The organism is Enterobacter cloacae complex sp. 385G4 (assembly GCF_057320665.1).
In genome coordinates, this window is record NZ_JBXWDD010000001.1 from 152,566 (window position 1) to 174,772 (window position 22,207).

The 22,207-nt window shown below is 56.7% G+C and carries 22 protein-coding genes; 9 read left to right on the forward strand and 13 right to left on the reverse strand.

Annotated features, from left to right (window positions below):
- Positions 1-19: 19 nt before the first annotated feature.
- Positions 20-1,207, reverse strand: a complete 1,188-nt coding sequence (locus tag AC2FAJ_RS00860; RefSeq protein WP_485453705.1) for a CynX/NimT family MFS transporter — start codon at positions 1,205-1,207, stop codon at positions 20-22.
- 99 nt (positions 1,208-1,306) lie between these two features.
- Between AC2FAJ_RS00860 and AC2FAJ_RS00865 the strand changes: the two genes are divergently transcribed.
- On the forward strand, positions 1,307-2,098 hold the full coding sequence (locus AC2FAJ_RS00865) for an AraC family transcriptional regulator (RefSeq protein WP_041910482.1): 792 nt from the start codon (positions 1,307-1,309) through the stop codon (positions 2,096-2,098).
- On the opposite strand, the gene AC2FAJ_RS00870 is transcribed toward AC2FAJ_RS00865, so the two are convergent.
- Positions 2,082-2,528, reverse strand: coding sequence for a DUF441 domain-containing protein (locus tag AC2FAJ_RS00870; RefSeq protein WP_008500737.1), 447 nt, complete (start codon positions 2,526-2,528; stop codon positions 2,082-2,084). The two genes, AC2FAJ_RS00865 and AC2FAJ_RS00870, sit on opposite strands and share 17 nt — an antisense overlap.
- 144 nt (positions 2,529-2,672) lie before the next feature.
- Between AC2FAJ_RS00870 and yoaI the strand changes: the two genes are divergently transcribed.
- A complete protein-coding gene (gene yoaI / locus AC2FAJ_RS00875; protein ID WP_088205013.1) occupies positions 2,673-2,777 on the forward strand; it encodes a small membrane protein YoaI in 105 nt (34 codons plus the stop codon).
- 5 nt (positions 2,778-2,782) lie between these two features.
- Here the strand turns inward: yoaI and AC2FAJ_RS00880 are convergent, their stop codons facing one another.
- The 3 genes from AC2FAJ_RS00880 to yeaG all read right to left on the reverse strand — a co-directional run bounded on the left by AC2FAJ_RS00880 (position 2,783) and on the right by yeaG (position 6,681).
- Complete coding sequence (locus AC2FAJ_RS00880; protein ID WP_028012766.1) at positions 2,783-3,289, reverse strand: YbaK/prolyl-tRNA synthetase associated domain-containing protein; 507 nt, start codon at positions 3,287-3,289, stop codon at positions 2,783-2,785.
- 99 nt (positions 3,290-3,388) lie between these two features.
- A complete protein-coding gene (locus tag AC2FAJ_RS00885; RefSeq protein ID WP_028012767.1) occupies positions 3,389-4,672 on the reverse strand; it encodes a YeaH/YhbH family protein in 1,284 nt (427 codons plus the stop codon).
- A gap of 74 nt (positions 4,673-4,746) precedes the next feature.
- The gene (yeaG, locus tag AC2FAJ_RS00890) at positions 4,747-6,681 is read right to left on the reverse strand and encodes a protein kinase YeaG (RefSeq protein ID WP_014883443.1); all 1,935 of its coding nucleotides are present in this window, start codon (positions 6,679-6,681) and stop codon (positions 4,747-4,749) included.
- A 430-nt stretch (positions 6,682-7,111) separates the two neighbouring features.
- Between yeaG and AC2FAJ_RS00895 the strand changes: the two genes are divergently transcribed.
- Positions 7,112-7,858: a MipA/OmpV family protein gene (locus AC2FAJ_RS00895; protein WP_041910477.1), complete on the forward strand. Its 747-nt coding sequence runs from the start codon at positions 7,112-7,114 to the stop codon at positions 7,856-7,858.
- 78 nt (positions 7,859-7,936) lie between these two features.
- Here AC2FAJ_RS00895 and AC2FAJ_RS00900 read toward each other — a convergent pair whose 3' ends face one another.
- Positions 7,937-8,821 (reverse strand): D-hexose-6-phosphate mutarotase, encoded by an 885-nt coding sequence (locus tag AC2FAJ_RS00900; protein ID WP_280027247.1) that lies wholly within the window; start codon positions 8,819-8,821, stop codon positions 7,937-7,939.
- A gap of 75 nt (positions 8,822-8,896) precedes the next feature.
- The gene (gapA, locus tag AC2FAJ_RS00905; RefSeq protein ID WP_006809136.1) at positions 8,897-9,892 is read right to left on the reverse strand and encodes a glyceraldehyde-3-phosphate dehydrogenase; all 996 of its coding nucleotides are present in this window, start codon (positions 9,890-9,892) and stop codon (positions 8,897-8,899) included.
- 341 nt (positions 9,893-10,233) lie between these two features.
- On the opposite strand from gapA, the gene msrB reads away from it, so the two are divergent.
- Positions 10,234-10,647, forward strand: a complete 414-nt coding sequence (gene msrB, locus AC2FAJ_RS00910) for a peptide-methionine (R)-S-oxide reductase MsrB (RefSeq protein WP_028012770.1) — start codon at positions 10,234-10,236, stop codon at positions 10,645-10,647.
- 41 nt (positions 10,648-10,688) lie between these two features.
- Positions 10,689-10,961 carry a YeaC family protein gene (locus tag AC2FAJ_RS00915; protein ID WP_045261608.1) on the forward strand — a complete coding sequence of 91 codons (273 nt, stop codon included), beginning with the start codon at positions 10,689-10,691 and terminating at the stop codon, positions 10,959-10,961.
- 51 nt (positions 10,962-11,012) lie between these two features.
- On the opposite strand, the gene chiD is transcribed toward AC2FAJ_RS00915, so the two are convergent.
- From chiD to sppA, 4 genes are all read right to left on the reverse strand, one after another.
- Positions 11,013-12,266, reverse strand: coding sequence for a chitinase ChiD (gene chiD, locus AC2FAJ_RS00920; RefSeq protein ID WP_479418265.1), 1,254 nt, complete (start codon positions 12,264-12,266; stop codon positions 11,013-11,015).
- Between the two features lie 217 nt (positions 12,267-12,483).
- Positions 12,484-13,125 carry a bifunctional nicotinamidase/pyrazinamidase gene (gene pncA / locus AC2FAJ_RS00925; protein ID WP_045630119.1) on the reverse strand — a complete coding sequence of 214 codons (642 nt, stop codon included), beginning with the start codon at positions 13,123-13,125 and terminating at the stop codon, positions 12,484-12,486.
- 9 nt (positions 13,126-13,134) lie between these two features.
- The gene (gene ansA, locus AC2FAJ_RS00930; RefSeq protein ID WP_028012774.1) at positions 13,135-14,151 is read right to left on the reverse strand and encodes an asparaginase; all 1,017 of its coding nucleotides are present in this window, start codon (positions 14,149-14,151) and stop codon (positions 13,135-13,137) included.
- Positions 14,152-14,214: 63 nt separating this feature from the next.
- The gene (sppA, locus tag AC2FAJ_RS00935; RefSeq protein ID WP_485453706.1) at positions 14,215-16,071 is read right to left on the reverse strand and encodes a signal peptide peptidase SppA; all 1,857 of its coding nucleotides are present in this window, start codon (positions 16,069-16,071) and stop codon (positions 14,215-14,217) included.
- Positions 16,072-16,238: 167 nt separating this feature from the next.
- On the opposite strand from sppA, the gene AC2FAJ_RS00940 reads away from it, so the two are divergent.
- The 3 genes from AC2FAJ_RS00940 to AC2FAJ_RS00950 all read left to right on the forward strand — a co-directional run bounded on the left by AC2FAJ_RS00940 (position 16,239) and on the right by AC2FAJ_RS00950 (position 19,862).
- Entirely contained in the window at positions 16,239-16,790 is a 552-nt protein-coding gene (locus AC2FAJ_RS00940) for an NAD(P)H nitroreductase (protein ID WP_045261605.1), read from the forward strand.
- 116 nt (positions 16,791-16,906) lie between these two features.
- Positions 16,907-17,950: a selenide, water dikinase SelD gene (selD, locus tag AC2FAJ_RS00945; RefSeq protein WP_028012777.1), complete on the forward strand. Its 1,044-nt coding sequence runs from the start codon at positions 16,907-16,909 to the stop codon at positions 17,948-17,950.
- Between the two features lie 4 nt (positions 17,951-17,954).
- On the forward strand, positions 17,955-19,862 hold the full coding sequence (locus AC2FAJ_RS00950; protein ID WP_485453707.1) for a DNA topoisomerase III: 1,908 nt from the start codon (positions 17,955-17,957) through the stop codon (positions 19,860-19,862).
- 59 nt (positions 19,863-19,921) lie between these two features.
- On the opposite strand, the gene gdhA is transcribed toward AC2FAJ_RS00950, so the two are convergent.
- Positions 19,922-21,265 carry an NADP-specific glutamate dehydrogenase gene (gdhA, locus tag AC2FAJ_RS00955; RefSeq protein ID WP_045630123.1) on the reverse strand — a complete coding sequence of 448 codons (1,344 nt, stop codon included), beginning with the start codon at positions 21,263-21,265 and terminating at the stop codon, positions 19,922-19,924.
- Between the two features lie 227 nt (positions 21,266-21,492).
- Between gdhA and AC2FAJ_RS00960 the strand changes: the two genes are divergently transcribed.
- Positions 21,493-21,765, forward strand: coding sequence for a YnjH family protein (locus tag AC2FAJ_RS00960; protein WP_028012780.1), 273 nt, complete (start codon positions 21,493-21,495; stop codon positions 21,763-21,765).
- Here the strand turns inward: AC2FAJ_RS00960 and AC2FAJ_RS00965 are convergent.
- Positions 21,725-22,141 carry a pyrimidine (deoxy)nucleoside triphosphate diphosphatase gene (locus tag AC2FAJ_RS00965; RefSeq protein WP_045261602.1) on the reverse strand — a complete coding sequence of 139 codons (417 nt, stop codon included), beginning with the start codon at positions 22,139-22,141 and terminating at the stop codon, positions 21,725-21,727. The genes AC2FAJ_RS00960 and AC2FAJ_RS00965 overlap by 41 nt on opposite strands.
- Positions 22,142-22,207 lie beyond the last annotated feature (66 nt).

The window sequence follows — 22,207 nt, forward strand, 5'->3', positions numbered from 1 at the left end:
CGATGGTCTGCCACCGTGTTTATCGGGGCGCGATTTCCCGGTCGCGCCCGGCAAGTACGCCGCAGATGGCCATGACGACAGCGGCCAGCGCGCAGGCGAGAAGCGGGATCCGCCAGTCTCCAGCCGAATCGTGAATTTTACCCATCAGCGGCGGACCGCAGGCGGCGAGCAGATAACCAATAGACTGTGCCATACCGGACAACGCTGCCGCCTGGTGTGCGGAGCTGGCGCGCAGGCCGATGAACGTCAGGCCGAGGATCATCGTTGCCCCGGTACCAAAGCCAAACACCAGCGTCCACATCACCGCCATCTCAGGCATAAACCACAAACCCGCCGCGCTTACCGCGCACATCAGCCCAACCGCTCCGGCAATGGTTCGCTGATCCTTCATACGCTGCAGGACGAGCGGAACGGCAAGCCCCGGCACGGCCGTGGCAAGCTGTAAAAGGCCGTGCACCGAGCCGGCCTGCGCTTCGCTAAAGCCATGGCTGAGTAATATGGCCGGCAGCCAGCCGATGATGACGTAATAAATCAGCGAATTTATCCCCAGAAAGAGCGTCACCTGCCAGGCGAGTGCCGAGCGCCAGATCGCGCGGTTATGCAGCGCGCCTGCGCCCGTTACCGTTGCGACGTGTTTTTGACGCCACTGCGGTAGCCAGAGCAGCAGTGCGACCAGCGGAAACACCATCAGCATCAGCAGCGCGCCGTGCCAGCCCGCATCACCCTGAGCCAGAGGTACGATCAGCGCCGAGCCTAACGCGGCAGAGACACCCATCGTCAGGGAATAGGCGCCGGTGAGTCGGGCAACCTGGCCCGGGAAATCACGCTTAATTAAGCCGGGCAACAGCACATTCCCCAGCGCGATCCCGCAACCAATCACCGCCGTTCCGATGAAAAGCAGAGTAGCGGAAGGCAGGGAGCGAACCGCAATCCCGATGCAAATCAGCATCAGGGCGATAAACAGGCTGCGCTCCATGCCGATACGCCGGGCAACGCCCGCCGCGAGCGGCGAGACGAGGGCGAACGCCAGAAGGGGCAGGGTGGTCAGCAGACCGGTTTGCGCCGTGCTTAAGCCATAATCAAGGCGAATAGTGTCGAGCAGCGGCGCTGCGCCGGTAAAGGTGACGCGAAGCGTGGTGGCAATCATCAGGATGCCTGCGATCAACAGCGCGCCCTGTTTTCCTGAGGTGCGAAGAGCAGTAGTCATTGTGTTCTCATACGTTCAAGCGAGCGCACACAATACCGATTTTCTCAGCGGTTGAAATCAGGCTAAAATGACAGTTTATCGCTAATATCGGACAACCTGATGATTGGTCTGGGACTGGACGGCTACGATCCTGATAGCCAGCACGATGCGGCCGTCGCGTTTCGCATCCGCGTGGTGACGGAAGAACAATATATTCCGCAGCATCAACACCGTAAGGGGCAGCTGATTCTGGCCCTTGGCGGCGCGATCACCTGCGAAGTGGAAAATGCGATGCTGATGGTACCGCCCCAGTATGCCGTCTGGATCCCAGGCCAAATGCCGCACAGCAACAGGGCCACGCCGGGGGCGCAGCTCTGCTTTTTGTTTATTGAGCCTGGTGCTGCCAGCCTGCCCGACCGCTGCTGCACCCTGAAAATCTCTCCTCTGGTGCGGGAGCTGATTTTATCCCTGGCGGAGAAATCACGTGAACAGCTGCATCTTGCGGCCACATCGCGTCTGGTGGACGTCCTGTTTGACGAGCTGCCGCTCCAGCGCCAGGAGCATCTGCAGCTGCCCGTCTCTCCCCATCCTAAAATTCGGCTGATGAGCGAGAAGATGGCGGAAGAGCCCGCCGCCTGGCAGACGCTGGCGCAGTGGGCAAGCCATTTCGCGATGAGTGAACGCAACCTGGCGCGGCTGGTGGTCAAAGAGACCGGTTTAAGCTTTCGCCGCTGGCGTCACCAGCTTCAGCTGATCGTGGCGTTACAGCATTTGATTAGCGGGAAATCGGTGCAGCAGGTGGCACAGTCTCTGGGCTATGACTCTACCACCGCGTTTATCACCATGTTCAAAAAGGGGCTGGGCCAGACGCCGGCGCGTTACATGGCCAGCCTGACTATGACTTCCCGATAAACAGGGACACCAGCCCTGCCGCAATCAGCGGGCCTACCGGCACGCCGCGGAAGAGCGCCACGCCGAGTACCGTGCCCACCAGCAGGCCCGCCACCAGCGAGGGCTGGCTGCTCATCAGCGTAACGCCGCGTCCGCCCAGCCACGAAACAAAAATCCCCACCGCGATCGCCACCAGTGATTTCCAGTTCACAAACGAGTGCAGCAGCGTTGAGGCGGGAAGGGTGCCGCTGGCGATGGGAGCCATCACCCCGATGGTTAAAATGATGATCCCGATGGTGAGGCCTTGTTTTTCTATCCACGGGAAAAAGGTATTTAACGGGGTCACGCGCACAATAATCAGCACCAGAATCGAGATGGCAACGGTGGTGTTATGGCTGATAAAGCCGAGCGCGGCGAGCGCCAGAAGAATGAGCAGAGTCGGGTCAAACATGGGGGATCCTTGCCAGAATAATTATCCTGCTTACTTTACGCGCAAACGCGGCGGAGGACAGCGTTAAAAAGGTTTTATCGCTGTCATTACCTTGTCATTTACGCGGATTAAAACGAAGGCAGGTATCGCAAAGGGATCGCCATCATGAACGATCACATGTTTGTTGAAACGCTCATTATCTCCTCATCGTTTTTCGCTATTGCCGTGATTCTCGTCGCCTCCGTGCTGTTTCTGGAAAGAAGAGGCTAGCGCCGTCACGACGACGCCTTATGGAAGTTTACAAGCTCAGGACGGGCGATGCGCAGGTAATCCTGGGTGTCCATGATCACGGATTTCTCCAGTAAACCGGCGTTAAAGGCAATTTCGTCGAAACGCTCGAATAGCAGCGGGTCGGCCACTAGCGCCAAATCAGGATGGAAGCTAAAGGGCGGGATCGCGCCAAAAACGCAGGCGGTAAGGGTATCGACCTCGGCCGGGCTGGCGAGGGAGGCTTTAAGCCCGCCAAAATGGCTGGCAAGCTGGCTCAGATCGGCCTGCAGGTCGGCGGCCAGAATCGCCAGTACGTGTTTTTTAACGCCGTTGCCCTTCACCTTGCAGACCAGGGCTTTTGCCCCCTGGCGCAGATCGGTCCCGCGAATTTCACTCACCGCTTCGCATTTCCCCACCGCCTCGTGCTCCATGACGCGAAAACGCGCGCCCTGCTCGGTGAGTAAGGTAATCAGCTGATGGTGGGTACTTGTCCCCATAACGTCGTCAGTCATCATCATTTTCCCGGTGATAATCCAGTATGCAGCTTGCTACATTAGCACGGGATAAACGGGGTCGAAAGAAAACAGCCAGCGGATTCGCTGGCTGTTGGGTTATGCGTTGCTGGTAGCAGATTGCTTGTGGAACAGCTCCCTGAACACAGGATAAATATCATCCTGATCGCGGATATGCTGCATGGCAAAGTTATCGAACATGGACTGCAGATGTTCATATTCCCGCCACAGGGTCTGGTGGGCGCGACGGGTGATTTCGATATAGCTGTAGTAACGCACCACCGGCAGAATTTTTTTCGCCAGGATCTCGTGACACAGCGGTGAGTCGTCGGCCCAGTTGTCGCCATCCGACGCCTGCGCGGCATAAATGTTCCACTGCGCCGGGTCGTAACGCTCTTTCACTACTTCATCCATCAGCTTCAGGGCGCTTGATACGATGGTCCCCCCGGTCTCCTGGGAGTAGAAGAACTCATGTTCATCCACCTCTTTGGCCTGGGTGTGATGGCGGATATAAACCACTTCCACGTTCTTATAGGTTCTGCTCAGGAACAGGTAGAGCAGGATATAGAAACGCTTCGCCATATCCTTGGTGGCCTGGTCCATCGAGCCGGAGACGTCCATCAGACAGAACATCACCGCCTGGCTGGAGGGTTCAGGACGTTTTTCGTAGTTCTTGTAGCGCAGGTCGAAGGTATCGATAAACGGTACGCGGTCGATCTTCGCTCTTAGCTCGGCAATCTCTTTACGCAGGCGCTCCTCTTCCAGCAGCTGCGCCGGCTCCGTGTTTTCCACGACCTTCAGGCTGCTCTCCAGCTCGCGCAGTTCGCGACGTTTGCCTGCCGTCATGGCCGTGCGGCGCGCCAGAGAATTCTGCAACGAACGCACAACGCTGATATTGGCGGGCACGCCGTTAGCGGTATAGCCCGCGCGATGGGTTTTATACTCGTTAAGCTGACGATGCTGATTCTTTTTCAGATTCGGCAGCGCAAGGTCCTCAAACAGCAGGTCGAGATATTCATCTTTCGAAATCTGGAAAACGAACTCATCCTGGCCTTCACCGTCCTGGCTGGCCTGCCCCTGACCGCTTCCTGAACCACCGCCGCCGCCCTGAGGGCGCTCAATTCTGTCGTTCTGAACGAAGTGGTCGTTACCTGGATGAACGCGATGGCGCAGGCCGCCGCGCCCCTGATGAAACATCGGTTCGCTGATGTCATCGGTAGGGATGGAGACAGACTCGCCGCTGTCGACGTCGGTGACCGAGCGTTTGTTGATGGCCTCGGAGATCGACTGTTTAATTTGCGCTTTATAACGGCGCAAGAAGCGCTGGCGGTTCACCGTGCTCTTGTTTTTGCCGTTAAGACGCCGGTCAATAAACCAGGTCATATACCCCCCGTACTGCATTTGCCAACTTGCGTTTTTGTTGGCCCGGCAGGCGCAGGCGCTACCGGGCACTTGTTTTAGGACGATTTACGCACGCGCAGATACCATTCGCAGAGCAGGCGAACCTGTTTGCGGGTGTAGCCTTTTTCCATCATACGGTCGACAAAATCGTCGTGTTTCTTCTGCTCGTCGGTTGAGGTTTTGGTGTTAAACGAGATCACCGGCAGCAGCTCTTCGGTATTGGAGAACATTTTCTTCTCAATAACCGTGCGCAGCTTCTCGTAGCTGGTCCAGTTCGGATTGCGCCCGTTATTATGCGCTCTGGCGCGCAGGACGAAGTTCACAATCTCATTACGGAAGTCTTTCGGGTTGCTGATCCCGGCAGGCTTCTCGATTTTTTCCAGCTCCGCGTTCAGGGATTCACGATCAAACAGCTGGCCGGTATCCGGGTCGCGGTACTCCTGATCCTGGATCCAGAAGTCAGCATAGGTGACATAGCGGTCGAAAATGTTCTGCCCGTATTCTGAATAGGATTCCAGATAGGCCGTCTGGATCTCTTTGCCAATGAACTCGGCATATTTCGGGATCAGGTAGCCTTTCAGGAACTCAAGGTAGCGTTCAGCCTGCTCCTGCGGGAACTGCTCGCGCTCGATTTGCTGCTCCAGGACGTAGAACAGATGAACCGGGTTGGCCGCCACTTCCGCGTGGTCGAAGTTAAAGACCCGGGAGAGGATCTTAAACGCGAAACGCGTGGAGAGGCCGTTCATCCCTTCATCAACCCCGGCGTAATCGCGGTATTCCTGGTACGATTTCGCTTTCGGGTCGGTATCTTTCAGGCTTTCACCATCGTAGACGCGCATTTTCGAATAGATGCTGGAGTTTTCCGGCTCTTTCAGACGCGACAGGATGGAGAAGCGCGAGAGCGTTTCCAGCGTGCCCGGAGCGCATGGCGCATGCACCAGTTCACTGTGGTTAAGCAGTTTTTCGTAAATTTTGATCTCTTCGGAGATCCGCAGGCAGTAAGGCACCTTGACGATGTACACGCGGTCAAGGAAGGCCTCATTGTTTTTGTTATTACGGAAGGTTACCCATTCCGATTCGTTCGAGTGGGCGAGAATAATCCCGTTAAACGGCAGGGCGGAGATACCTTCCGTCCCGTTGTAGTTCCCTTCCTGGGTCGCCGTCAGCAGAGGATGCAGCACTTTGATCGGTGCTTTAAACATCTCGACGAATTCCATAATCCCCTGGTTGGCGCGGCACAGCGCACCGGAATAGCCATAGGCATCCGGGTCGTTTTGTGCGAAGTTTTCCAGCTTACGGATATCGACTTTACCCACCAGCGCCGAGATATCCTGGTTGTTCTCATCACCCGGTTCGGTTTTGGCGATAGCGATCTGCTCCAGTATGGATGGCCACACTTTCACGACGCGGAATTTGGTGATATCACCGCCAAATTCGTGCAGGCGTTTTGCTGCCCACGGCGACATAATGGTGCCGAGGTAGCGACGCGGGATGCCAAACTCTTTATCCAGAATTTGCGCATCTTCCTGCGGGTTAAACAGGCACAGCGGATGGTCGTTCACCGGGCTGCGTTCGCCGTTGGCGCTTAGCACGTAAATCGGTACGCGCTGCATCAGCGACTTCAGGCGTTCAGCCAGCGAGGATTTACCGCCGCCGACGGGGCCGAGTAAATAGAGGATCTGTTTCTTCTCTTCCAGACCCTGGGCGGCATGCTTCAGATAGGAGACAATCTGTTCAATGGCATCTTCCATACCATAGAACTCTTCGAACGCCGGATATCGGGCGACCACCCGATTCGAAAATAGACGGGAAAGCCGTGGCTCCAGGGCAGTATCAACCATGTTTGGCTCACCGATAGCCATCAATAGCCGTTCTGCCGCATTGGCATAGGCACTGCGATCTTGCCGACAAATGGTAAGAAACTCCTGCAGTGTGAACTCTTCGTCCTTGGCAGCTTCGTAGCGCTGGCGATAGTGATCGAATATATTCATGGCATGCCGTCCTTTCGTTTTTTAGCACAGGATAAGAGCCGTTCGTATGAGTAGTGGAGGCTCCCGGAAGAGAATCTCTCGCACCCCACTGCCAGAGCAGCAACCTGTGTGCCAGGTCAGACTCTAAGAACCGCAGGTGTTCAGGAAAACTCTTCTTAAATTTAAGCGTAGATGGCATTTGCCAAACTTGCATGCTGAGAAAAACTAATTTCAATGACATATCAATAACTCATCCAAAAATTTCCACCCTGGTTATAAGGCTCAAGCACGTTTTTCATGCATCGGTCATATAAATGAAAGCGGGTTGTCATCTGAAAAGTTAAAAATAATGGGTTAATCAGACTGATTAGCAGGCAAAAAATTTTGGGATGTACGGGAATGGCGGTTACACTTCACCCGCTGATTATTTGACTACAGGAAAGAATGGATTGTGACCAAACTCAAACTTCTGGCATTGGGCATCCTTGCCGCGACCGCAGTTAGCACCGCTCAGGCGGAAAGTCAGTGGACGGTGGGTGCGGGCGTTGGCGTCATTAACAGCCCATACAAACAGTATGACCGCGATGTTTATCCTGTACCCGTTATCACCTATGAAGGCGATAACTTCTGGTTCCGCGGTCTCGGCGGCGGCTACTATCTGTGGAACGATACGGCCGATAAGCTCTCTATCATGGCCTACTACGATCCAACGCACTTCAAGCCAGGCGACAGCGACAGCCACGCGCTTCGCCAGCTCGACAAGCGCAAAAGCTCCATGATGGCCGGGCTTTCATACGTGCATAACACCCAGTATGGCTTCCTCCGTACGGCCCTGGCGGGTGATACGCTGGATAACAGCAACGGCTTTATCTGGGATCTGGCGTGGTTGTATCGCTATACCAACGGTGGGCTCACCCTGACGCCGGGTATCGGCGTGCAGTACAACAGTGAAAACTACAACGACTATTACTACGGCGTCTCTAAAAACGAGTCCCGCCGCAGTGGGCTGAAAAGCTACAGCGCCGATGATGGCTGGGATCCTTACCTGGAGCTGACCGCGAGCTATAACTTCCTTGGCGACTGGAACGTCTACGGTACCGGCCGTTACGAGCGTCTGAGCGACGAAGTGAAGGATAGCCCGATGGTTGATAAGTCCTGGGCTGGCATCTTCTCGGTGGGCGTGACCTACAAGTTCTGATTGTGCATTATCGCGGTGCAATCATTGCATCAAAACGGGGCGCTTGCGCCCCGTTTGCTTTGGTGTGGTGCAGCGACCTTATCGCTTAACGATGCGAATTGTCTGCCCTAAACGAGACGGCTTTTCCTCGCTCGCTTTCTGCGGGGTGGTTACGCAGGCCGTTTCCACGCAGACGAACGTTTTGTAACCGTCATCAGGGATGTCGGCCATGCTGATGGAGAGTGCAGGCCCCGGGTTCCAGCCCACCACGTTGCTGTGATGGTGATGAACCACCTCAATGCCGCGGTTCAGAGCACCGTCGTGGATCACGCTGCACGCTTCCGGATGCAAATAGACGCGGTCAGTACGGTCAGGGAACGTCTGAACGCCGTCGCTCAGCTTACCTTCCTTCGCGTTATCAACTTTGTCGATAAAGGTATCGCCCAGGCCGCTCACCTTCACTGCATTGATGTCACCCACGTTGAAGTAGGTATGCAGGGCAGAGGTGGTCTCGAACTCGCCATGAGCTTCCAGCTCAATCTCGCAGCTCTGACCCAGTTTGAAGCGGGCATACAGGGTGAAATCATGCGGCCACAGGGCGCGGGTTTCATCATTAGCCTGCAGCTCAAAGGTCAGTACTGCGCCGTTGTCATCTTCGTTATGTGCTTTCAGCGTCCACTGCTGGTTACGGGCGAAACCGTGAGAAGGCAAACCCGGCTGTGCGGACGGGCCAAACCACGGCCAGCAGATCGGTACGCCGCCGCGAATCGCATCCCCTTTTTTGAACGAGGTGGCGTCACTCAGCCACAGCGCTTCCGCTTCGCCTTCCGGTTTCCAGGAGAGCAGGTGCGCGCCGTTCAGCGCCACGGAGGCTTTAACGCGCGGGTGGTCAACGACGATAACGTCGGCACCGTCAATCTGACGGCGGGAGAGCACAGGGGTAAGTTGTTCGACTACCGGAAGTGCAAAAATTTTATTTATCATTAAGCAATCCTCTGTCTAAAAAACAATAAAAAAGGCGACCGAAGTCGCCTTTTTGGATCAATCACTCATCTCAACTTATTTGGAGATGTGAGCGATCAGGTCCAGTACTTTGTTAGAGTAGCCGGTTTCGTTGTCGTACCAGGAAACCAGTTTCACGAAGTTGTCGTTCAGTGCGATACCTGCTTTAGCATCGAACACGGAAGTGCACACTTCGCCGTTGAAATCGGTAGATACAACGTCGTCTTCGGTGTAACCCAGAACGCCTTTCATTGGGCCTTCGGAAGCAGCTTTGATTGCTTTCTTAATTTCTTCATAAGAAGCAGCTTTTTCCAGACGAACGGTCAGGTCAACAACGGATACGTTAGGAGTTGGAACGCGGAACGCCATACCAGTCAGTTTGCCATTCAGTTCTGGCAGTACTTTACCTACAGCTTTAGCAGCACCGGTAGAGGATGGGATGATGTTCTGAGCCGCGCCACGGCCGCCGCGCCAGTCTTTGTGAGACGGGCCGTCAACGGTTTTCTGAGTAGCGGTGGTCGCGTGAACGGTAGTCATCAGACCTTCGATGATGCCGAAGTTGTCGTTGATCACTTTAGCCAGCGGTGCCAGGCAGTTGGTGGTGCAGGATGCGTTAGAAACGATGTCCTGGCCAGCGTAAGTTTCGAAGTTTGCACCGCGAACGAACATTGGGGTGTTGTCTTTGGAAGGACCAGTCAGAACAACTTTCTTCGCACCCGCAGTGATGTGTTTACGTGCAGTTTCGTCGGTCAGGAAGATACCGGTTGCTTCAGCAACAACGTCAACACCGATTTCGTTCCATTTCAGGTTAGCTGGGTCTTTCTCAGCAGTAACGCGGATGGTTTTGCCGTTAACAACCAGGTGGCCGTCTTTCACTTCAACGGTGCCGTCGAAACGACCGTGAGTTGAGTCGTACTTCAGCATGTACGCCATGTATTCAGCGTCCAGGAGATCGTTGATACCAACGATTTCGATGTCAGAACGTTTCTGAGCAGCACGGAAAACAATACGGCCGATACGGCCAAAACCGTTGATACCTACTTTGATAGTCATATATTCCACCAGCTATTTGTTAGTGAATAAAAGGTTGCCTGTAAAATTACAAAAACCTTACGCAGCGTCAAGCGGAATCGTGTCAATCATTGCGACAAATCAATCCTGTGACTAACGTTTGTGCGACTGACTCGCCTCACTTTCCCTTTGAGCTTGCAACCACATGGGGGCTGCGCCCGGAATTTTAAAGTCCTCGCAGGATAAAAATGTGAACGTGATCACAATTGCCTGACCGCCTTTTCGCGACACATAAGTTTAGAACAAAAGTGCACGCAAGGGTGTTAATGTTTTGTTAGAATCCGGGTTAAAAGATGTCTGTTTCTACAGCGAGATGTAAGCATATGTCGAACCAACATAACCCTGACGATCTGAAAAAAAACCTCACCGAAATGCAGTTTTACGTGACCCAGAATCACGGCACGGAGCCGCCATTTACCGGGCGATTACTGCACAACAAGCGAGACGGTGTCTATCACTGTCTGGTCTGCGATGCCCCGCTGTTCAATTCACAAACGAAATACGACTCCGGCTGCGGCTGGCCGAGCTTTTACGAGCCGGTGAGCGATGACGCAATCCGCTATCTGACCGACTCGTCGCACGGTATGGTGCGCACGGAAATTCGCTGCGGTAACTGCGACGCGCACCTGGGGCACGTCTTCCCGGATGGTCCTCAGCCAACGGGTGAGCGTTTCTGCGTGAATTCAGCCTCAATGAGCTTCACCGATGATGAAAACGGCGACCAGATTAAGGGTTGAAAAAACGATTCAGCAAATTATTCCTTTGAAAGGGAGAGATCGTGAATATTGAGGACATGATTAACGGGATGACCCCGGAAGTTTATCAGCGTCTGGTGACCGCCGTTGAGCTGGGAAAATGGCCGGACGGTGTGGCGCTCACGCCTGAGCAAAAAGAGAACAGTTTGCAGCTGGTGATGCTGTGGCAGGCGCGCAATAACACCGATGCGCAACACATGACTATCGACACTAACGGTCAGATGGTGATGAAGAGCAAGCGCGAGCTGAAAGAAGATTTTGGCATCACGCCGAAGCCGATTGCGACTTTCAAATAATGCTCTACATGCAGGCCGGGTAAGCGTTAGCGCCACCCGGCACAATACACCTTAGTGCGGGATCCCGAGCGACTCCGCCAGCTGTTTCGCTAACTGATTATTGTCGTCCGCTCCGTACTCCCAGAACATCGCCCCGGCGAGGCCTTTCTCTTTGATGTAGTCCGCCTTGATCGCGACAGAACGCGGATTCTCATACGAAATCGCAAACAGCGCGTTGCCATCGGCACCCTTTACCGAGAGCCACGGTACCTTCGCCTGGTCGTCCCAGTGCTCGGTAAAACGCTTCTGCGGATCGTTCAGCAGCTTCTTCACGATATCGTTGTACTTCACGTAGGTATCTTTAGTCAGGTCATAGCCGAGCGACTTAAACAGGGCGATCTCCTGCGGTCCAAAGTAGGGCTGGGTGACCGGATTTTTTTGCGCGTCCGGCTTGCTCCAGTCAATGCCCGGTTCAACCGCACGTTTCGGTACGCGGCCGTAAAAACCGATCCCGAGGTTCATCTGCTTCGGCTTAAGTCCGGCGGCCAGATAGTTGTTCACCACAAAATCGACGCTGTATTTGTCGGCGGCAGCCACCGTTGGCCAGGCGCTGGAGTCATACAGGTTCGCGTTGAAGTACTGTGTCCCGTACGCCATGTCGTAGGTCATCAGGTTGATGTAGTCGAGGAGCGGGGCGATGGCTTTGACATCCACCCAGCTTTTCGGACTTTCCGCATTCGCGCCCACCGCAATGGTCACCAGCTTTTTCTGCCCGAACGCGTCGCGCATCTCTTTCAGCAGGGCGGTGAAGTTATCCCTGTCGGCGGGCTGGCTTGCAACCAGCCCCCACGCGCCGTTGACCGGATATTCCCAGTCGAGATCGATCCCGTCCAGACCGTATTTCTCAACAATTTCCTTCGCGGAGCGGATAAACACCGCGCGACTCTCCTGGGTTGCCGCTGCGCCAGAGAAACCGCGTGCCCCCCAGCCGCCAACGGAGAGCAGGACTTTCAGGTTCGGGTTTTGTTTACGCAGGGTCGGGATAAGGGCCAGATCGGACGCCACTTTTGGCGAAAGCCAGATTTGATGCAGCTTCGCCGGATCTTTCAGCGCGGGGTTGGTCTCGTCTTTCTCGTTGTTATAAACAAGCCCAAACGAGTAGTTCAGGTGGGTGATCTGGCGAACGTCCAGTTTATTGATATCGCCACCCGGTCCGGCGGTGACATCGCCACCCCCGTTAAAGTAGCCCACGGACATCAGAGGCGCGGCGGAAGCAAGCGACGCGCAAAGCAAGGGTAATGCTGCCAGCAGGGGCAAACGTTTCATACAAGTTCCTCTTTGACTTAATAAAAATAACCACGCCACAGAAAAGGCGTGGCGAAAAAACAGCCTGAAGAGAATAGCATTGCCGCTTCGCTGAGGATGCGAGGGAGTTCACTTTATGGGGATCGGAGGGGGTGTTTTGCCGGGTGGCGGCTGCGCCTTACCCGGCCTACGGGGAAAGGTAGGCCGGGTAAGCATCAGCGCCACCCGGCTTAAAAGGCTACGCCTGCGTTTCCTGCCAGTCTGCCAGCGTATACAGCGTGGCACCTTCGGCGGCCATATCCATAAATGCCTGAGCGCTGTCCTGTGGTTGAATGTTCACCCCGCGACAGCCGTCGGTGATGACGCTAACGGTATAACCCAGCTGGAGCGCGTCCAGCACGGTGAACTTCACGCAGTAATCCGTCGCCAGACCCAGCACGATCAGCTCCGTGATTTCATGGTGACGTAACCACGCGTCCAGCGCCGTCTTCTGGCGATGCCCGTTATCGAAAAACGCGCTGTAGCTGTCGATAACCGGGTTTTCACCTTTATGGAACACCGCGTCGATGGCCTTCTGATTCAGAAGCGGGTGCAGCTCCGCTCCTTCGGTCTGCTGCACGCAGTGATCCGGCCAGAAGGTTTGCGCCAGACCGTCGAGTTCACCCTGGGTGAAAGGCTCAACGTTGTGCTGGCTGGCAAAGCTGCCGTGGTTCGCCGGGTGCCAGTCCTGGCTGGCGACAACCGCTTCACCGCGGGCTTTGCACCAGTCAATCAGGGTATTTGCCACGTCAACGGTGCTGTCACCTTCGGCGACGGCCAGCGCGCCGCCCGCGCAGAAATCATTTTGCAAATCGACCAGTAGCAGGGCGCGTTGCTTCATGAGAGCTCCTTATTCGTCCGGGGTCAGCTCGCCACGCAGGTTTTGCATCATTGCGCGGCGAATGGACTGAATGTCCAGATCCTGACTCAGTAAATAATGAAGTTTAGTCAGCGTCGCCTCAACGGTCATATCGAAGCCGCTGATCACCCCCGCGTGCGCCAGCGCGTTGCCAGTGGCATAACCGCCCATATTGACCTTGCCAGACATGCACTGGGTCAGGTTTACCACCACAATTCCGCGCTCGCTGGCTTCCTGAAGCTCCTTCAGAAATTCGCCGTTCTGCGGAGCGTTGCCGACGCCATAGGAACGGAGGATCAGCGCTTTCACCGGCTGGCGCAGGAAGTTGCGCACCACGTCCGCGGAGATGCCCGGATAAATGGTGACCACGCCAATCGGCTGCGGGGTAATCGGATGCACAATCAGCTCGCCGGCGGTGTTCGGTGCCGGAGGCGTTCCCAGACGACGGATATGAATACCCGCTTCCAGCAGCGGCTGCAGGTTAGGGGAGGCAAAGGCATCAAAACCGTCGGCATGGGCTTTGGTGGTGCGGTTGCCGCGATACAGGCGATTGTTAAAGAACAGCGACACTTCGTTGATCGGGTAATTCGCCGCCACGTACAGGGAATTCAGCAGGTTGATCTGCCCGTCCGAGCGCAGCTCCGCCAGCGGTATTTGCGACCCGGTGACGATCACCGGCTTGCTCAGGTTCTCCAGCATGAAGGAGAGCGCCGAAGCGGTGAACGCCATGGTGTCGGTGCCGTGCAGGATCACGAAGCCGTCGTACTGGTCGTAATGGGCTTTAATGTCATCCGCGATGTGCTGCCAGTCTTCCGGCGTCATGTCGGAGGAGTCCATCAGCGGCTCGTATTCGTGGATGGTGAAGTCAGGCATTTCCGGACGGTGGAATTCAGGCATCAGCGCAAGCTGACGCTGCAGATGGCCGGAGACGGGGATATAGCCATTTTCAGAGCGCTGCATACCGATGGTACCGCCAGTGTAGGCTACATAAATCGATTTCTTCTGCATGGTAGTGAGTTCTTGTTCTTCAAAAGAAAAAAATCCCCTCTTCACGGGAAGAGGGGACGGTTTTTAACGGACGTTCGCGCAGGTCAGGCAAAACGCGTAACGACTTTGTGGATCGTTAAAGGCCGCGAGCTTATCGCTTTCCGCCTTCATCGCTTTCGCAGCCGTGGTCACCGGGGCCGGCAGGTACGCCTGCAGCGCCTCCGGCAGCATGGCGCGTACGGAGACGGACATGCTGTCCATCACCATATCGAAGAACGACGGTTCGTCCTGATAATACTCAACGTGCCACTGCTTGAGCTTCGCCAGTTCGGCGGCTTTCTTCACCGCGTCGTCGAAGTCGCCCAGGCTGTCGACCAGACCGTTACTCTTCGCATCCTGTCCGGTCCAGACGTGGCCCTGTGCAATCTGGTCGATCTGTTCCGGCGTCTTCTTACGCGAGTCGGCAACCAGCGTGATAAAGCGTTTATAGCCGTTCTCAATGCTCAGCTGCATCATCTCTGAAACTTCCGGCGGCAGAGATTTGGTCATCGACACATCCGCCAGCGGCGACGTGGAAACACCATCGGTATGCACACCCAGATAATCCAGGCTGTTTTCCACGGTGTTAATCACCCCGAAGATGCCAATCGAGCCGGTCAGCGTGCTTGGGTTCGCCACAATATAGTTGGCAGGCGTGGAGATCCAGTACCCACCAGACGCGGCCATGCCGCCCATGGATACGACGATCGGCTTGCCAGCGGCACGCGCTGCGGCCAGCTCGGCGCGGATCACTTCGGAAGCGCTAACGCTGCCGCCAGGGCTGTTCACCCGCAGGACAATCGCTTTCACTTTCGGATCAAGGCGTGCATCGCGGATTTGCGACGCGGTAGTATCACCGCCGACGTTCCCCGGGGTTTCCTGACCGTCCATGATAGCGCCGTTAGCAAACACCACGGCTACGCTGTCGCCGCTGTCGTCCGGCTTTTTCGCAGCATAGTCATACATGCTGATGGCGCTGTAGTTTTTGTCCTCTTTGCTCCAGCCAAACTGTTTGGTCAGGGCTTTTTCGATATCTGCACTGGTGCCCAGCGCGTCAACCAGCTTGTTGTCGAGCGCATATTTCGCGCTATCACCGTCGACCTTGCGCAGTCCATCCAGCACGCCGCGAGCGCCAGGGAACACCTGCTCAGCGGTAATTTGACGGTTAGCGGCAACGGTACCCAGATAGTTCTGCCACAGCTCGCCAATCCAGCGGCTGTCCGCTTCACGGGCGGCAGGGGACATATCGTCGCGGATAAACGGCTCCACGGCAGATTTATAGGTGCCGACGCGGAAGACGTGGGTGGTGACCTTCAGCTTGTCGAGCAGCGATTTGTAGTACAGGCCGTTGGTGGCAAAACCGTGCAGATCGACCGTTCCCTGTGGCGAAAGCCAGATCTTATTGGCGAAGCTTGCCAGATAATATTGCCCCTGGCTGTAGCTGTCGCCCACGGCAATCACCGGCTTGCCGCTGTCGCGGAACTCGCGCAGCGCTTTACCGATGTACTGCATAGAAGGCTGGTCGCCGCCGGCAAAATCTTTCAGATCCAGCACGATCCCGGTGATGTTTCGGTCGTCTTTGGCCTGACGGATAGTATCGACGATATCGAACAGGGAGTTCTCCTGCAGGCGGTCTGACGTCGCGCCAAACAGCTGGCGGCCGATCACCCCCAGACGATTGCTGGTGGACGGTTTATCAACGATCACGCCGGTGATATCGAGTAACAGGGCCCCACGAGTCGAATGCTGCGCCTGATTCGCGTTGCTGATATGCATCCAGATGCCCGCGCAAACCAGAACCAGAAGGATGAAGAAGATGTTCATCACCAGGTTGCGGACGAAGTTGAGCAGTCGCCACGTCCATTTAAAGAAACCGGCAAAGATTCGCCAAAGGGTTCGCATGTATTCTCCCTAACCAGAAAATGACTGTTTCCGTCGCCACTGGACGGTAATGTTGGGTTATCGTAATGACCCAACCGCCACTTGTCAGCAGGAATCGCCTGCCAGGCTGTAACAAAATCTGCCGTCGTGTTAATTTTGTGAGTAAATTTCAAGAAAGGAGTTAACCAATGGATGCACTCGAACTGCTTGTTAACCGTCGTAGCGCGTCACGTCTGGCCGAACCCGCCCCTGCGGGCGAGCAGCTGGAAAACATTCTGCGTGCCGGTATGCGTGCGCCGGATCATGGCACGCTGCAGCCGTGGCACTTCTTTGTGATTGAAGGCGAAGGCCGCGATCGCTTCAGTCAGCTGCTGGAGCAGGGGGCAGTTGCCGCCGGGCAGGATGAGAAAGGTATCGACAAGGCGCGTAACGCGCCGTTCCGCGCCCCGATGATTATCGCTGTCGTGGCGAAATGCCAGGCCGACCATAAGGTGCCGGTCTGGGAGCAGGAAATGTCTGCCGGCTGTGCGGTGATGGCGATGCAGATGGCCGCCGTTGCGCAGGGTTTTAACGGTATCTGGCGCACCGGGCCGCTGACCGAGAGCGCCGCAGTGCGGGCAGGATTCTCCTGCGGTGAGCACGACAAAATTGTCGGTTTCCTTTACCTCGGCACCCCGCAGCTTAAAGCCTCCAGCACCATTAGCGTGCCGGACACCACGCCTTTCGTCAGCCGTTTTTAATTACACGCGCTAAACTGTCTGGATTCTGAGCATCCGCCGCAGAATTCAGACAGTCATACTTACCTCTTTATGGAATGAGCGCTACCATAGCGCGATTGAGATGACAGGAGACGTCCATGAGCGAGCAAACCATTCGTTTAACGCAGTACAGCCACGGAGCCGGTTGCGGTTGTAAAATTTCCCCGAAAGTGCTGGAGACCATTCTGCACAGTGAACAGGCGAAGTTTGTCGACCCGAACCTGCTTGTCGGCAACGAAACGCGTGACGATGCGGCGGTTTATGACTTAGGTAACGGCACCAGCATTATCAGCACCACTGACTTCTTCATGCCGATTGTTGATAACCCGTTCGACTTCGGGCGCATCGCGGCCACCAACGCCATCAGCGATATCTTCGCCATGGGCGGTAAGCCGATCATGGCCATCGCCATTCTGGGCTGGCCGATCAACACCATTCCACCGGAAATCGCCCGCGAGGTGATTGATGGCGGGCGTTTCGCCTGCCAGCAGGCGGGGATTGCGCTGGCCGGCGGCCACTCGATTGATGCGCCGGAGCCGATCTTCGGCCTGGCCGTTACCGGCGTGGTGCCGACCGAGCGCGTGAAGCGCAACAGCACCGCGCAGGCGGGCTGCAAGCTGTTCCTCACCAAGCCGCTGGGCATTGGCGTGCTCACCACCGCTGAGAAAAAATCCCTGCTCAAACCGGAGCACAAAGGTCTGGCGACGGAAGTCATGTGCCAGATGAACCTCGCCGGCGCGGCGTTCGCCAATATCGACGGCGTAAAGGCGATGACCGACGTCACCGGTTTTGGCCTGCTGGGGCACCTCTCTGAAGTGTGTCAGGGGGCGGGCGTGCAGGCGCAGGTCTGGTATCAGGATGTGCCGAAGCTGCCTGGCGTGGAAGAGTACATTGCCCAGGGCGCGGTTCCGGGCGGTACCCAGCGCAACTTCGCCAGCTACGGTCACCTGATGGGCGAAATGCCTGAGGCGTGGCGTAACCTGCTGTGCGATCCACAAACCTCCGGCGGCCTGCTGCTGGCCGTCACGCCGGAATCCGAAGCCGAGGTTCAGGCAACCGCCGCCGAGTTTGGCATCACCCTGACGGCGATCGGCGAACTGGTGACCGCCCGCGGCGGCCGACCGATGATTGAGATCCGTTAATTCGATGCGGTTGTTTATTGCCGAAAAGCCGAGCCTGGCCCGTGCCATCGCCGACGTGCTGCCTAAACCGCATCGCAAAGGCGACGGCTTTATCGAATGCGGTAACGGGCAGGTGGTCACCTGGTGTATCGGCCACCTGCTTGAACAGGCGCAGCCGGACGTCTACGACAGCCGCTACGCCCGCTGGAACCTCAACGATCTGCCCATCGTGCCGGAAAAGTGGCGTCTTCAGCCTCGTCCGTCCGTCACCAAACAGCTCAACGTCATTAAGCGCTTCCTGCATGAGGCGACGGAAGTGGTCCACGCAGGTGACCCGGACAGAGAAGGGCAGCTGCTGGTGGACGAAGTGCTGGACTATCTTGAGCTGGCGCCGGAAAAGCGCCAGCAGGTGCAGCGCTGCCTGATCAACGACCTCAACCCGCAGGCCGTTGAGCGGGCGATCTCGCGCCTGCGTTCCAACAGCGAGTTTATTCCGCTGTGCGTCTCTGCTTTAGCGCGCGCCCGCGCCGACTGGCTGTACGGCATCAACATGACCCGCGCCTACACCATCCTCGGGCGCAACGCGGGCTATCAGGGCGTACTCTCCGTGGGCCGCGTGCAGACGCCGGTGCTGGGGCTGGTGGTGCGTCGCGACGAAGAGATCGAGAACTTCGTCGCCAAAGATTTCTTTGAAGTGAAAGCGCATATCGTCACCCCGAAAGACGAGCGCTTTACCGCCGTCTGGCAGCCGAGCGACGCTTGCGAGTCGTACCAGGATGAAGAGGGGCGTTTGCTGCACCGTCCGCTGGCGGAGCATGTGGTTAACCGTATTACCGGCCAGCCCGCTATCGTTACCAGCTATAACGATAAACGGGAATCAGAACCCGCGCCGCTGCCGTTCTCGCTGTCGGCCCTGCAGATCGAGGCCGCAAAACGCTTCGGCCTCAGCGCGCAGAACGTGCTGGATATCTGTCAGAAGCTCTACGAAACCCATAAGCTCATCACCTATCCGCGTTCGGACAGCCGCTATCTGCCGGAAGAGCATTTTGCCGGCCGCCATGCGGTGATGAACGCCATTAGCGTGCACGCGCCGGATCTGCTGCCGCAGCCGGTGGTGAACCCGGACACCCATAACCGCTGCTGGGACGACAAAAAGGTCGATGCCCACCACGCGATTATCCCGACGGCGCGCGCCAGCAAGGTCAATCTTACCGACAACGAAGCGAAGGTCTATAACCTGATCGCCCGTCAGTACCTGATGCAGTTCTGCCCGGACGCGGTGTTCCGCAAGTGCGTCATCGAGCTGGAAATTGCCAAAGGCAAGTTTATCGCTAAAGCGCGTTTCCTCGCGGAAGCGGGCTGGCGCACGCTCCTCGGTAACAAAGAGCGCGATGAGGAGAACGATGGCACGCCGCTGCCGGTGGTCGCTAAAGACGACGAACTGCTGTGCGAGAAGGGCGAAGTGGTTGAACGTCAGACCCAGCCGCCGCGCCACTTCACCGATGCGACGCTGCTGTCAGCCATGACCGGGATCGCCCGCTTTGTGCAGGATAAAGATCTTAAGAAGATCCTGCGCGCCACCGATGGACTGGGTACGGAAGCAACCCGCGCGGGGATCATCGAGCTGCTCTTTAAGCGAGGTTTTCTTGAGAAAAAGGGGCGCTATATCCACTCAACGGAACCGGGCCGGGCGCTCATACACTCCCTGCCGGAGCTGGCCGCAAGGCCGGACATGACCGCGCACTGGGAATCCGTGCTGACGCAAATCAGCGAAAAGCAGTGCCGCTATCAGGACTTTATGCAGCCGCTGGTGGGGACGCTTTACCAGCTGATCGATCAGGCGCGCAGCACGCCGGTGAAGCGGTTCAGAGGGATGGTTGCACCCGGTGGTGGCGCGAAGAAACCGTTCAAAAAGAAAAAGAGCGCGGCCTGATACGCCCGGTTTTCTCCCTCTCCCTGTGGGAGAGGGCACCCGGCCGCACGATATAAACCTTAAATCACACCCTGCCCAATCATCGCATCCGCCACCTTCACGAACCCGGCGATATTCGCCCCGCGCACGTAGTTGGTTTGCGATGCCTCGCCGCCGTACTCGACGCAGGCATGGTGAATATCCAGCATGATGTGGTGCAGACGGGCATCCACTTTCTCCGCCTTCCAGCCGAGCCGCGCCGCATTTTGCGCCATCTCCAGGCCGGAGGTCGCCACGCCCCCAGCGTTCGCCGCCTTGCCTGGCGCAAACAGCACGCCCGCCTCCAGGAACAGATCCGTCGCCTCGATAGTGGTCGGCATATTCGCCCCTTCCGCTACCGCCTTCACGCCGTTGCTAATCAGCGTGCGCGCAGCGTCCGCGTCCAGTTCGTTTTGCGTGGCGCACGGCAGGGCGATATCCACCGGCACGCCCCACGGCTGTTTGCCTTCCAGATACGTCAGGCCAAGCTCCGCGGCATAATCGGCAAGTCGGCCATCGCGGCTGGCTTTGATTTCGCACAGGCGCGCCAGTTTCTCCGCCGTAAAGCCCGCTTCGTCCACTACCGTGCCTTTAGAGTCGGAGGCCGTCACCACGCGGGCACCAAACTGCATCGCTTTTTCGATAGCGTACTGCGCCACGTTACCGGAGCCGGAGACCGCCACGCGCATCCCCTCGAAACCTAAACCGTGACGCTTGAGCATTGCCTCGGTGAAGTAAACCAGGCCGTAGCCGGTCGCCTCCGGGCGGATCAGGCTGCCGCCAAACGATAATCCTTTGCCGGTAAAGACGCAGGCGCTGTTGTTGGAGAGTTTTTTCATCATCCCGGCCATAAAGCCCACTTCGCGGGCCCCCACGCCGATATCCCCTGCCGGTACGTCGGTGTCCGGGCCGAGGTGGCGGTAGAGCTCGGTCATTAGCGCCTGACAGAAACGCATCACTTCGCCTTCGCTTTTGCCTTTCGGGTCGAAATCGCTCCCGCCTTTACCGCCGCCCATTGGCAGGGTGGTGAGCGCGTTTTTAAACGTCTGTTCAAAGCCAAGGAATTTCAGAATCGACAGGTTCACGGAAGGGTGGAAGCGCATGCCGCCCTTAAACGGACCGATGGCGGAGTTAAACTGCACGCGCCAGGCGCGGTTGACCTGTACCTGGTTGCGGTCATCCACCCAGGTCACGCGGAACTGGATCACACGCTCTGGTTCAACCAGACGTTCCAGCAGCGACAGTTGACGATAGCGCGGGTTTTCTTCAAGGAACGGCCAGAGGGTAGTCATTACTTCACGAACGGCCTGAGCAAATTCGCTTTGATGCGGGTCGCGCTGCTGAACATAGGCAAGGAAACTTTCCAGAGAGCGTGTCTGATCCATAGATATAAGAACCTCTTATAGTCATTAATGTATGTTGCTTATGCGATTTGTGTTGTTTTTTTGACTATACCACCCGTACCGCTTTGTGAAGCAAGCAGAAATGTGGACCGAAAGGGAAATTAATGACCCGGGCCGCGTCATAACAAAAAGCGATGGCGCGCTAAATTAAAGATTCTGTCCGATTTACCGTTATAGTCATTATCAGGACACAACAGGAAGAGAAGTCTATGAACCGTTACGTGATGGCCGCGTTATCATTGATGTTGACCGCAGGCGCGCAGGCTGACCGCATTCGCCCGGATGTAGAAGTGAACGTGCCGCCGGAGGTGTTTAGCTCCAGCGGCCAGCGCGCGCAGCCGTGTAACCAGTGCTGCATCTACCAGGATCAAAACTATTCTGAAGGGGCCGTCGTGAAGGCGGATGGCGTGCTGCTGCAGTGCCAGCGCGATGAACGTACCATCAGCACGAATCCGCTGGTCTGGCGTCGCGTAAAAGAATAAACGCCTCCAGCAGCGGAATATCCGCCGGAGCTAACTCATAACTGAAAGCCTCTTCCGGCGTACACCACGCCAGCGCGCTGTGGTAGTGCGCCGTTAACTCTCCGCTGAAGCGGGGTACGTGCCAGGCGTGCAGGTTGATTAACCGCTGTGATACCTCGCGCTGATGGCTCGCCACGTACTGCTCAGGCTGTGCCTCGATACCCAGCTCTTCACGCAGCTCGCGGATAAGCGCCTCAGGCTGGGTTTCTCCGGCCTCCACTTTGCCGCCAGCGAACTCCCACATTCCCGGCTGGTCGGCGTGAGCAGGGCGCTGTGCCAGTAAAATTTTGTCGTCTTTTTCGATGATGGCCGCAACGACATCGACTGTTTTTAGCATGGTCGTCAATACTTGATAGCGAAAAACGCCATATTATCGTGCCCTTACAAAGAGTCCAGCCATCAG